Here is a 12,075-nt window from a genome sequence, read left to right as displayed (position 1 = left end):
TGTCGTCATCTATCGTTTGCGTCACTGTCGACCCCCTCACCGATTCCGTAATTATCTTCCATAGCCTGATCCAGCAGTTTTGCTCCCAAAACCGGGGGGACCCATGCGTCTATAAAGGTGCCGTCCTCGCGGGTCTGTCGGGTCAAAAGCTTGCCGTCACGATAAATCCGTTCCAGCAGACCCGTGTTTTCCCACTTCACCACTACCCGAACCCGCTGCCCCGGCCAAGGCAAACGGTCCGCAATGGCTTCCTGCAGCGTCTCGATGCCTTCCCCGGTCCGTGCCGAAACGTAGTATGCCTCCGGTAAGGAATGACGCAGCAGCGCGAGGGCGGGAGCCGAAGCCTGATCGATTTTGTTTACCACCATCATGACCGTGACGTCCTCGATGCCCTCCACAGCCTCCAGGGTGGCGTCAACCGCGGCGACTTGCGCCAGCGGGTCGGGGTTGGAACCGTCCACAACGTGCAAAATCAAATCAGCCATAGCGGTCTCTTCCAACGTGGAACGAAAAGCCTCCACCAGTTCGGTAGGCAGGCGCCGCACGAACCCAACCGTATCCGTCAGGGTGTATTCCCGCCCTTCCGGAGTATGAGTCCGGCGCACGCTGGGGTCAAGAGTGGCAAACAGGGCATCATGCACCAGCAGATTGGCTCCCGCCAGCCGATTCAGCAGCGAGGATTTGCCCGCGTTGGTGTAGCCCACAATCGCCACCGCGGGTACTCCCCCAGCCTTACGACTGGCTCGTTTCGCTTCACGTGTCGGAGCCAAAGATTTTATGGTGCGCCGCAGCCGAGCCATCCGGGATCGAATTCGGCGCCGATCGAGTTCAATCTTGGTTTCACCGGGTCCGCGCGCGCCGATACCTTCACCCGCGGCGGCACGTCCGCCGGCCTGCCGGCTCATCGATTCGCCCCAGCCGCGCAACCTCGGCAGCAGGTATTCCAGCTGAGCCAGTTCCACCTGGGCTTTGCCTTCCCGTGAGGTGGCGTGCTGGGCAAAAATATCCAAAATGAGGGCGGTGCGGTCGATGACCTTGACCTTTACCACGTCCTCCAGGGCCCGGCGTTGACTGGGGGCTAACTCATCATCGACGATGACGGTATCCGCGCCGAGAGCCGCCACCTGAGCTTGCAGTTCGTGAGCTTTGCCTCGCCCCAGGAAAGTCGCCACGTCAGGTTTCTCACGCCGTTGCAACAGCCCGGCCAGCACGACAGCTCCCGCCGTTTTCGCCAGGGCGGCAAGCTCTTGCAGCGACAGTTCAGCCTCATCCCGGTCGGCGGCGAAAATCCCCACCAAAATAACTTTTTCCAGGCGAACTTCACGGTATTCAACCTCGCTGATGTCCTGTAGCTCAGAACCGATGGATTCCACCCGCCCCAAGGCATAGCGATCGGCCCACCGCTGGGCTTGCTCGGCAGCGTCGGGCTGAGACCGGGTCGGATTGTCCGACGCGGTCACCTCTCCCACCAGCGGCGCACCCGAAAGGAAACCCAAGTTTGGGTAATCCTCCGTGTTTTCCTGCAAGTTATAGTCCTTCCGCCTAGAATTTAGGGTATCCCCCGGCCCATGCAAGTAAAGGTTTGAGCTTTGGTTTTAAAGGATACAACGGACCCCGGAGACGAAAATTTTGACGCTCCGTCTGCTCGGCGTGCGTCCCCGTTCGGCCAGTCGCTCCCCCGCACGGCTCCCGTCCCTAATCCTGCCGATGAACGCCTTAAGAAACGCCACAAGGCCCTGTTCAACGTGCCTGACTGGCGTTCCGAGGAGGAAATCATCCTCGAAGCGGCCGAACTCGATTCCACCATCATGGTTCCCGAACGACTGCGTCGAACGAAGCCGAAGACTATTGATTCCGGTCCCGCTAGAACCGCCGCGAACCCCTCGCAGCCTGCTGAGATAGAAGCTCCGACAGATCCCGCTGCTGAAGTCAGCGCATCGTCAGCGACCACGGAGACGACCGGGGACGAAACAGTCTATCCCCAGCCCGGTGCTCCGACCTTTAGCGCCCCGGCATCGTCCCCAGAGACGAAACAGGAAAAAAACGCGAACCCGCCCGGCCCCGCTTCTGCGGACCACCCCTCTGAAACGGCGCAAAACTCCGTCATTCCCGGCCACACACAACGGATTTCGCAGCCCTCGGAACCCCGCGCTTCCGCGAACCATCCCGCGAAGCCTACCGACCCGCGCTCCCCTGTGGAAATCGCCAACATCGCGGCACGGCTGCTGGGAAACCTGCTGGTGCTGATGATTCCTACCCTGTGTGTGCTGCTGCTCTCCGGCTGGGGTCCTCAAGAGATTGCGATTATCTTTGAAGATTTTTGGCCCTACCTCGGTCTGTCATTGCTGGTCACGGTCGTTTTAGTCATTTTGGACGAGGCGGCACAAGCCGTGGCGTTGCGCCTGCATATTCCGCAGCTACTGGAGTGGATGATTGAGTTCGTACTTTCCGCCCTGGGCGCGGGCGTTTGCCTATTTTTCTTTACACACAGCGTTTTGGGAGCGTTCCTGCTGGGGCTGATTGTCAGCGTGCTCACTTCGTTAATCAGCCACGTGGTCGCTAAACTTTTTTGAGACAAGTTAGGAGACCAGTTGAGTTTGCAGCCTGCCGGCGAGCACTATTTCGCAGCCACTCCCCATTCCGAGGGATCCACTCGGGAGCTAACCGTTTCCTTAGCCGGTCGTGATTTTCGCGTCACGACTGCTCACGGGGTTTTTTCCGGTCACGGTTTGGACAAGGGCACTGAGGTGTTACTGCGTAAGGTGCCCCCTCTGCCTTCCACTCAGGAGCTGGGTGGTTCAGGAGTTTTCGTCGATGTGGGCTGCGGATGGGGACCGTTGGCGCTAACTTTAGCCGCCGAGCGTCCCTCCGCACAGGTTTACGCCGTGGATGTAAACACTCGCGCTATCGAGCTAACCAGGGCAAACGCGGCAGCGAACGGATTGCACAATATCCAAGCCCTGAGCGAAGCCGACGCTTTTGCTGCCCTGGGTCCCAACTCCGTGGATGTTATCTGGTCCAACCCGCCGGTGCGCGTGGGCAAAACTGCCCTGCACGCAATGTGGGAGGCCTGGCGAACTCGTTTAAAGCCAGATGGGGTCGCCTACCTGGTGATGGGACGCAACCTCGGCTCTGATCCATTCCTGGCATATCTAAACGAGCACGGTTGGGCCGGGGAAAAAATCGCCTCCTCGAAAGGATTTCGGGTGCTGCAGCTGCGCCGGAGCGCCGCCTGAGGCACCCCGAAAGTCTCCGGCAAAGGAACCCGCGCCGCGGGCTTGCAGCCTCCCCCCGAGCGTCACCGACAAAACGACAGATTCCCTTGCGAACTGCGGCGTTAGGGGTGTCTAAATTATTCGGCTCCCCGTTTTCGCCCAAAGCACGAGCCTGCCCCGTAACATTAAATTATGCCGCAGTTGACCGCTCAACGTCCGCGGGTGGTGACACTAGAACGCATCTGCGAAGCCCTCGATGGCGCTTCTCGCAGCTATGTTGTGGACGTTTATGACTCTAGGCGCACAGTAATGGTGCCTGGCACAACCGCCACCAGTTACATTGACTTGGTGACGGGGGTCTTGCGCGTGCGCTCGGTCTGGCGCGCCACGGTTTCCATTCACGAACGCCCCCGACTACTGCCCTACGTCCTGCACCACAATCGCGAGGCTGTCGGTCCACGAGTGGTGACTTATCTGCACGGCAATCACTATCATCTCTGTGCTCAGACGAATGTCCAAGTCACTGTGGGTATGGGTGACCAGCAGCTGGAAGCCCATCTGCTGCTGGCTTTGATTATGACTGACCGTTTCTTTTCTGGTGTGGAAGCCGATTTTCCCTGCGAACTGGATGCAGAAACGGACTTTTCCCACCATGACCTGCTGCCCAAACAGCACATCGTCCAGATTGTTCCGGGGTTTTCGGATAATTCTCTCACCGCACCGGTCAGCGTAGAGTCGGTTGCCCAAGCGGCAGCGCGCCTAGACCTGCGAGTATACCGTGACGGGACGGTGCTGCGCCTGCGCGATTCGGACGACTTGATGGTTTTGCGGCTATTCGGGGAAGACACCTGGCTGTCCACGTCTCTGCTGGTTGAGCTGGGACAGCCGTTCCCTGCCGAAAACTTGTTCGATGCCATCAATGAGTTAAATACGTTCAATGCCTTGGGCGTGACTTCTGTTCTGGGGATGCGAACCCAACCCTACCTGCGTTTTGATTACCTGGTTTCCGTGGGCGAAGGCCTGAGTGAACGCCAGCTAGACACGGAAATCGTGACGGGGATGTCAGTGACCCAGAATCTGGCTGCGAGCCTGCGCAAAAAATCTCCGACCCTGTTCCTCTAAGTTCATGTGACTCCAGGCGACTTCTGTTGCCCGTTTGTCGCGGCGGAACCACTTGATTTGTCGCCGGGACAGCTGTCGGGTCGCCAAAGCGGTGGCCGCGATACCATCGTCCACCGTCATCTCACCGCGTAGCACCGCCAGAGCTTGGCTGTATCCGGTGGCCTTTTGCGCGGTAATCCCCAGAGGGTGAGCCCGGTCTGCAGCAAGTCGTGCCGTTTCCTCGAGCAGTCCTTGGCTAAACATTTCGTGCGATCGCGCATTGATGCGTTCGTCCAGTTCATCAAGGTTTCGCGTCAGATAAAAGACGTGGGTGTCGGGCTGCCAGTATTCCCCGCGCGGCAAAGTCGCGGAGAATGGGCGCCCGGTAATTTCCATCACTTCCAAGGCTCTGACCAGGCGACGCGCATTGAGCGGCTCGATGGTTTCGGCTGCTTTCGGGTCTTTACGCTGCAAGATTTCGTGCAGTTGTGGCGCTCCGAGTTGCTCCGCCTGCGCCTCCCACCGAGCGCGAACCGCGGGGTCAGTGGGAGGAAACTCCAGCACATCCAACAGCGCCCGCACGTACAGCCCGCTACCCCCCACTACCAGGGGTAAAGCTCCACGTGCTGCAATCGCCGTCACGTCAGAGCGGGCATATTTTTGATATGCCGCCACCGAGGCTTCTGCATCAGGCCACAGCACGTCTATCTGATGGTGCGGAATCCCGTGGCGTTGGGATTCCGGGGTTTTTGCCGTACCCACGTCCATACCCCGATAGAGCTGGAAAGCGTCCGCGCTAATAATCTCTACCCCGCCCGGAAACCTAGCTTTTAGCTCCGGGTCGCGGGACACTCGCTGTGCGAAGTCCAGCCCCAGGTTGCTTTTCCCCGTAGCGGTCGGCCCCACAATCGCAACAATCACGGTTTGGTCCCTAACTCGTTGGTCCCGGCTTACGTCCGGGCATTCCCAAGAGGGTGCCGCGAGGCTTTTCGAGGTGTGCCGCTTCCCACAGGTCACCGGCGCGAGTGGGGCGAAGGGTGAATACACCACCCGGAGTGAGGGCGGAATCCGCCACGAGGTGGTGCGGCGCGCCATGGGTCACACCGACCGTCACAAAATCCCCGGGACGGACCTTAACGCCTTGGGGAACCGCAAAATGAACCAAACGATTGTCCCGGGCGCGTCCGCTCATTCGCGCGGTGGCTTCGTCTTTCCGACCACCCGCGGTGACCAAGACTTCCACCGTCTGCCCCTCTAGCTTTTCGTTTTCCTCCAAGGTGATTTTTTCTTGCAGTTCCAAGAGTCTTTGGTAGCGCTGCGCCACTATTTCCGGGTCCACCTGGTCGTCTCGGTCGGCGGCGGGAGTACCGGGACGACGGGAGTAAATGAACGTAAACGCAGCTTGGAACCGAGCTTCGCGCAAAACATCGAGAGTGTCTTGGAAGTCAGCTTCAGTTTCGCCGGGAAATCCAACGATGACATCGGTGGTGATGGCGGCTTCGGGGATAGCGGTCCTGACCTGCTCGAGAATCCTTAAAAATCGTTCAGACCGGTAGGAACGTCGCATTTGCCGCAAAATCCGGTCCGAACCGGATTGCAACGGAAAATGCAGAGAAGGCATCACCGTCGGGGTCTGCGCCATGGCGGCGATGACGTCCTCGGTAAAGGCCGCGGGATGGGGCGAAGTGAAACGTAGGCGTTCCAGCCCCGGCGTTTTTCCAACATCTCGCAGCAAATCGGCAAAAGCGCCGCGCCTTCCGAAGCTCATTCCGTAGCTGTTCACGTTTTGCCCCAGCAAGGTCACTTCCACGGCTCCCGCATCCACTACCGCCTGCACTTCCGCCAGGATGTCTGCAGGATTCCGGTCCCGTTCCCGACCCCGCAGGGAAGGCACAATACAAAAAGTGCAGGTGTTGTTGCATCCCACCGAGATAGATACCCAGGCTGAAGCCGGAGATTGGCGATGCGCCGGCAGAACGGAGGGGAACACTTTCAGGCTCTCCTCGATTTCCACCGCGGCCTCTTGGTTGTGTTCGGCACGCTTCAGCAGCACCGGAAGAGCGTCGATATTATGCGTCCCGAAGACTGCGTCCACCCACGGAGCCCGGTCAAGGATTTTCGCGCCTTCCTGCTGGGCGAAGCATCCTCCCACGGCAATCATCATTCCGGGACGGTTTCGTTTCACGTCTGCCAGTTGTCCCAAATTGCCGTAGAGTTTTGTCCCTGCAGCCTCACGCACCGAACAGGTATTCAAAACCACCAGGTCAGCCCCGCCATCTCCGGCGTTGGTAGCGCGCGCAGCTTTTTGCGGAACCTCCTCAACCGGCACCCAGCCGGCAGCGTCAAGCAAGCCAGCCATGCGTTCCGAGTCATGTTCGTTCATCTGGCAGCCAAGCGTTTTCACCAGGTAAGTTCGCGGAGTTTCCATCACCGGCTCATTTTATGTCATGCCGCTGATGCCGTCACTTTCGCCGACTGCCGCGACTGCGCGCCGCGTCCGGGATGTTCAACCAAGGTGAGACACCAGCAATTCCAAAGCCGCCCGCACAAACGCCGCGCGAACTTCTGCGCGAGTGCCTGGTCGGTCGACCTCCCGCACTTCCGTGCCTTGCGGAGTGGCCAGACAGACATACCCCCTCCCCGGCGCCACGCCTTCATCCGGGCCTGGACCCGCAACTCCGGTGGTAGACAGCGCATAATCCGAGCGAAATAACCTTCGTACCGCGGTGCTCATCTGTACCGCAACCTGGGGATCATAGGCGGTGTTTGTTAGCAGCAGCTGTGGACTCACTCCCAGCACCGCAGTTTTCACCGCATCGGTATACGTCACGACTCCGCCGCGAAATGTTTGGGAGGCTCCGGGGATTCTGACAAAAGCATCCGCCAGCAGACCCCCGGTCAGCGACTCCGCGCAGGAAAGCGATTGTCCCTGTTCGGTGAGTTTCCCCAGAGCCCTTGCGGCTAATTCATCAGCCGATACGGCGTCACCCATCGTTTCGTCCCTTCACGATTCATCCCCTCGCTAGCTTTGACTCTCCGATTTCAGTTCATCCATCACGGTATTGACTACGGTGGTGGCCAGAGCTGAGGAAAACCCGCGTGTCGCTACATAGCGCCACAGCTTGGCTTTCAGCTTCCGACAATCCTCGAAATTACTCAGATCCAAGCCCCGGCGCGCCGCCGCAAGTTTGCTCTCTAACAGGGTTCGGGCGTTTTCCGTTTCCCAGTCTGGATTCTCAGCATCCAGAGCCGCTATGCCCGCGGATATAGACTGGGCATCCAACCCACGCTTTTCCATATCCGCTGCCAACTTGGCTCGGGACATCCCGGGGCGCTGGCAGCGCTGACGCAAGAACTCCACGGTGTAGTCGCGGTCGTTCAGCCAGCCACGGGCAGCGAAAGCCGCCACCACGTCATCGATGGCCTCGTCACCGAATCCCTTTTCGGCCAGGTAGTCGCGCATCTGAGATTCGGTAACAGCCCGCCGATCCAGCAGAGATAAACCAGCTTCCGCGGCGGCATCCGCCGCCGCATCCACTATCCGCAAACTCATGAGGCTTTTTGAACCTTCTTGACGGACGCACCCCCATCTGCGGAGTCGTCATCCATCACGACAGCGAGTTTCTTGCCCTCGCCGGTCTCTGGATGCGCTACCGCATTCGGATCCTCACGCACGCCCAGAGCGATGAGAATCTTATCTTCGATTTCGGCGCTGAGCTCAGGATTATCCACCAAGAACTTCCGCACGTTCTCTTTGCCTTGCCCCAGCTGCAGTTCGCCGTAGGTAAACCAAGAGCCTGATTTCGTCACGATACCCGCTTCCACACCAAGGTCAATCAGGCCACCTTCTCGGGAAATGCCCTGACCATACATGATGTCGAATTCTGCCTGGCGGAAAGGCGGCGCCATCTTATTCTTAACGACCTTGGCACGAGTCCGGTTACCGATAGCGTCCCCATTTTCTTTCAGTGTCTCAATCCGGCGCACGTCGATACGCACAGAAGCGTAGAACTTCAATGCTTTCCCGCCGGTAGTGGTTTCAGGCGAGCCAAAGAACACCCCAATCTTTTCGCGCAGCTGGTTAATAAAGATTGCGGTGGTGCCGGTGGCGGATAACGCGCCGGTAATTTTTCGCAGCGCTTGGCTCATCAACCGGGCCTGCAAACCCACGTGGGAATCCCCCATGTCCCCTTCGATTTCAGCCTTCGGCACCAGAGCCGCGACCGAGTCAATAACGATGATGTCCAGGCCGCCGGAGCGAATCAGCATATCCGCAATCTCTAGCGCCTGTTCCCCAGTGTCGGGTTGGCTGACCAGCAGATTGTCAATATCAACGCCGAGTTTCTGTGCGTAAACCGGATCGAGAGCGTGCTCCGCATCGATGAAAGCCGCGTTCCCGCCCTGTTTCTGAGCGTTCGCCACCGCGTGCAAAGCCACGGTGGTCTTGCCGGAAGATTCTGGACCGTAAATCTCAATAATGCGGCCCCGCGGGAGTCCCCCAATCCCCAAAGCCACGTCCAGGGCTACTGACCCTGTCGGAATGACCGAAACATTCGTGTTCACGGCTGAGTCGCCCAGCCGCATCACGGAACCTTTACCAAACTGCTTATCAATCTGACCAAGCGCAGTTTGCAGCGCTTTCGCGCGCTCGTCTTTTGCCATTGTGTATTCCTTTCATCTGCGCGGCTCTCCGCCGCTCCAATAGTTCGGGTGTCATTGTTGAGCTCCTCTCCGAAGCTCTCAAGATGAACTTACGCCCCACCCCGGAAGCGAAAAATCGAAAGGTTTTTTACCTGTGGAAAAGTCCCTTTTCGACTCATCTGTGGAAAACCCTATATCGAACATTAGTTCGAATCATCCGACACGCCGACTGTTCGTAAAAATTCGCCGCCCAGTGCGATTCTGCGCGCCTCCTACCCCGTCCTACCAAGGCACGTAAACTGGCAATATCCCCCGTAAACCTCCACTTTTGACGATTCTTTTACTAAAGAAACCTGTGTGATAAACCTCACAAAATCCATGATTTCCTAAAATTCATAAACCAATTGTCGATATGAAGGCTGTCGCCAGGAAGGCGGCACAAACGCTAGAGCCACGGAGGGCAAAATGAGCGTCGTACTAGGCACGTCTATGCTCGGGATGAGGAACTACCTCACTCCCGGAATGCAGCAACGCGCTGCCATCCGCTCTTTTGCCAAAGCACACGGAACCCTTACCCAAAGTGGCCAAAACCTTTTAAACGCCCTGGATCGTTTTGACCGTGAACAGCTGATTGCCAGGGAAATCCAGAAGAAAAACGACGCCGCTAAAGAGAAGGCTAATCGTGACGGCAACGCTATTAATGCTTTTAGTAAGGTGGGGTCTTCCGCTGTCAATGCCCGGCACGCTTCCACGATGGCTGGCGCCTACGAATCCCAGGCTTTGAGCTATGCCTCCCAGGCTCGTGCCGCCGCTGCCGCCGGTGATGAGGAACAGGCTCGGGCGCTGCAATCTAAGGCTATACAAGCCGCTGATAACGCAAACAAGATGCACGCCAAGGAAGCCGAGCTGGAACGCAAGGAAGCCGAAGAACGCAAGGCTAAGATCGAGAAGGAAGCCAAGGATCGCATCGAACAGCGCAAGGCCGAAGAAAAGGCCCGTGAAGCGCTCGAAGCCGCCCGCAAACATCGCGAACTCGAAGCCGAAGCAAAGGCTCGTGAAGCCAAGAACCACCTGCAGGAAGCCCACAAAGCCAAGCTGGAACGCCAAAAGGCCGAAACCGAGGTGTGGGGCAAGCGCGTGCAGGAAGGCCAGTTCTGGATTCACCAAATGCAGCTGGTTCAAGAAGGCAAGCATCCCTCCCAAGCTTGGGCGCAAGCCCAGGTGCAGGCTTTCCGTGATGCCTCCGTGGCTGTCGCGACCGTTGCCCCGGATTACACTCCGGTCCTCACTGCCGCGTAATTCCTTTCAATAGGTTCTTTGATAATGTTTATGCACGACGAGCCGCCCAGTTGGTTTGGTTGCGCAAGGCACCAATCGCCCAGCAAATCAGGAATATCAGGAAAGAAATCGTGGTGATATAAGGGCTGATGGGAAGGCCGGGGCCCAGCGACAATAAGATGCCACCTTCCGCTGCGATAAGCGCAAAGACAATCGCCAGGACGTGTTGCTTCAAGGGGCTAGCGGAAACCCGCGCGGCCGCCGCTCCGGGAGTAATCAGTAGCGACAATACCAGCAGCGCCCCCACCATCTGCACCGCTAGCGCCACGACCAAACCGAGGATAAGCATGAACCATAGGTTCATCGCTCGTGGGGAAACCCCTTTGGACAGCGCCACCACCGGATCGACCGCAGCGTAATACAGTCGACGCCCAAACAGGGCTATAGCAACCAAAACCATCGCTCCGACCACGGCAAACACCGCCAGCTGGTTTTCATCCACGGACACAATCTGACCCGTCAACAGGCCGAATTTATTGGCGGAACGCCCTTTGTAAAGCGCCAGGAACAGCACCCCGATGCCCAAGCCGAACGGCAGCAGCACGCCAATGAGGGCATTCGTGCCCCAGCGCCGAGTGTAGGTCGCGGACATCAATAGCGCCGCCACGATGGACCCCGCGATGGCTCCGCCGGTGACGCTGGCTCCGAGAAATAGCGCCACCGAAGCTCCGGCAAAAGACAGTTCGGACGTTCCGTGAACCGCAAAAGCCGCGTCCCGCAGCTGTACCAGCGGGCTTAGAATCCCTGAAACGACAGCCAGGATTGCCGCCGCTACCAGTGATTCCCTAACCAACGGTACCAGTTGCCAAAAATCCTGGAAGTTGATGATGGCATCCATTAGTGGCCCGCCTCCTTTGGATTGTGCGGTGACTCGGCTGATTCAAAATGGCTGGCGTGATGGTGACCGTGCAGGGCTTCCTCCACGAAGCCGGATTCGGTCCCGCTTTGCGCCCCCACCACGAAATACGTTCCGCCCAAGTTGACGACACGGACTTCCTCACCATATAAAGCGGACAATGTTTCGCTGGACATGACCTCTGACACCGAACCGACCGCGGCCCGTCCGAGGGCGATATACACCACGGTATCCAGCAGTTTTTCCACGGGGTTTAACTCGTGAGTCACCAGCAGGATTGCGGTGCCCTGCGCCGCCAGATTGCCAAAAATTTTTACAATGTCGGTTTGGTGCTTGAGATCGAGAGACGCCAGCGGTTCGTCGACCAGCAGCAAATCGGGTCGTTGCACAATGGCTGCCGCGATACGTAAGCGTTGCAGCTCTCCCCCAGACAGTCCGCTAATCGGCGCGTCCGCGTAGCTCTGTGCGCCGACCAGGTCTATCGCCCGCTCGACTTTGTCCCGCGCCCCGGTCGAACTCCAGAACCCCAGTTTCGCTCCGTCAAGCCCTAGGTACACCACGTCTCGCCCGCGAATCTGCACAGATTTCGGGAAACGTCCGTGTTGCGGAAGGTAAGAAATTGTTGCCGAATCTCGCCGAAAAATGGTTCCGGCGGCAGGTTTCACGTCACCGAGCACCGACTTTAGCAAGGTCGTTTTCCCGGCTCCGTTTTGTCCCAAGATTCCCACGACTTGTCCCGGTTCGACCCGCAGGTTCAAGCCGGAAAATACCTGCCGTGTGCCATATTTCAATGCCAGATCCCGCATCTCCAACAGCGGTTCTTCGCTCATGTGACCTTTCCTTCCCCAGTCCCCCGGTTCACTTCCTGGTTTCATCTACCTTAACGGATGTCGTCCGGGCTCCAGGAGCTGCGCTCTATTCTGA

Annotated in this window: 12 protein-coding genes; 4 read left to right on the top strand and 8 right to left on the bottom strand. The window is 58.3% G+C overall.

The genetic code is table 11. The features are described 5' to 3' along the window. Positions 1–5: 5 nt before the first annotated feature. Positions 6–1,574, bottom strand: coding sequence for a GTPase HflX (hflX, locus tag RDL66_RS02935; protein ID WP_308535085.1), 1,569 nt, complete (start codon positions 1,572–1,574; stop codon positions 6–8). 15 nt (positions 1,575–1,589) lie between these two features. Between hflX and RDL66_RS02930 the strand changes: the two genes are divergently transcribed. From RDL66_RS02930 to RDL66_RS02920, 3 genes are all read left to right on the top strand, one after another. Beyond that, on the top strand, positions 1,590–2,573 hold the full coding sequence (locus tag RDL66_RS02930) for a hypothetical protein (RefSeq protein ID WP_308535083.1): 984 nt from the start codon (positions 1,590–1,592) through the stop codon (positions 2,571–2,573). Between the two features lie 18 nt (positions 2,574–2,591). Then, a complete protein-coding gene (locus RDL66_RS02925; protein ID WP_308535081.1) occupies positions 2,592–3,236 on the top strand; it encodes a methyltransferase in 645 nt (214 codons plus the stop codon). Between the two features lie 171 nt (positions 3,237–3,407). Beyond that, positions 3,408–4,337, top strand: coding sequence for a hypothetical protein (locus RDL66_RS02920; RefSeq protein ID WP_308535079.1), 930 nt, complete (start codon positions 3,408–3,410; stop codon positions 4,335–4,337). On the opposite strand, the gene miaA is transcribed toward RDL66_RS02920, so the two are convergent. The 5 genes from miaA to recA form a co-directional block, all read right to left on the bottom strand. Beyond that, positions 4,278–5,237, bottom strand: a complete 960-nt coding sequence (gene miaA, locus RDL66_RS02915; protein WP_308535077.1) for a tRNA (adenosine(37)-N6)-dimethylallyltransferase MiaA — start codon at positions 5,235–5,237, stop codon at positions 4,278–4,280. The two genes, RDL66_RS02920 and miaA, sit on opposite strands and share 60 nt — an antisense overlap. 10 nt (positions 5,238–5,247) lie before the next feature. Continuing rightward, entirely contained in the window at positions 5,248–6,744 is a 1,497-nt protein-coding gene (gene miaB / locus RDL66_RS02910; protein WP_308535128.1) for a tRNA (N6-isopentenyl adenosine(37)-C2)-methylthiotransferase MiaB, read from the bottom strand. Positions 6,745–6,822: 78 nt separating this feature from the next. Continuing rightward, entirely contained in the window at positions 6,823–7,308 is a 486-nt protein-coding gene (locus tag RDL66_RS02905; RefSeq protein ID WP_308535075.1) for a CinA family protein, read from the bottom strand. 30 nt (positions 7,309–7,338) lie between these two features. Beyond that, entirely contained in the window at positions 7,339–7,869 is a 531-nt protein-coding gene (locus tag RDL66_RS02900; protein WP_308535073.1) for a regulatory protein RecX, read from the bottom strand. Continuing rightward, complete coding sequence (gene recA / locus RDL66_RS02895) at positions 7,866–8,978, bottom strand: recombinase RecA (RefSeq protein ID WP_308535071.1); 1,113 nt, start codon at positions 8,976–8,978, stop codon at positions 7,866–7,868. The genes RDL66_RS02900 and recA overlap by 4 nt, the downstream gene beginning before the upstream one ends. A 444-nt stretch (positions 8,979–9,422) precedes the next feature. Here recA and RDL66_RS02890 point away from each other — a divergent pair, with 444 nt between their 5' ends. Beyond that, positions 9,423–10,256, top strand: coding sequence for an exopolyphosphatase (locus RDL66_RS02890; protein ID WP_308535069.1), 834 nt, complete (start codon positions 9,423–9,425; stop codon positions 10,254–10,256). 28 nt (positions 10,257–10,284) lie between these two features. Here RDL66_RS02890 and RDL66_RS02885 read toward each other — a convergent pair whose 3' ends face one another. Both RDL66_RS02885 and RDL66_RS02880 read right to left on the bottom strand, forming a co-directional pair. Beyond that, entirely contained in the window at positions 10,285–11,133 is an 849-nt protein-coding gene (locus RDL66_RS02885; RefSeq protein ID WP_308535067.1) for a metal ABC transporter permease, read from the bottom strand. Then, positions 11,133–11,981 carry a metal ABC transporter ATP-binding protein gene (locus tag RDL66_RS02880; protein WP_308535066.1) on the bottom strand — a complete coding sequence of 283 codons (849 nt, stop codon included), beginning with the start codon at positions 11,979–11,981 and terminating at the stop codon, positions 11,133–11,135. Before RDL66_RS02880 ends, RDL66_RS02885 begins: the two co-directional genes overlap by 1 nt. Between the last annotated feature and the right edge of the window lie 94 nt (positions 11,982–12,075).

The sequence above is a fragment of the uncultured Mobiluncus sp. genome (genome assembly GCF_902488535.1).
In the GTDB taxonomy this organism is placed as follows: Bacteria; Actinomycetota; Actinomycetes; order Actinomycetales; family Actinomycetaceae; genus Mobiluncus.
The sequence above is the reverse complement of the archived record's forward strand: the minus strand, read 5'-3'. Positions and strand labels throughout refer to the sequence as shown.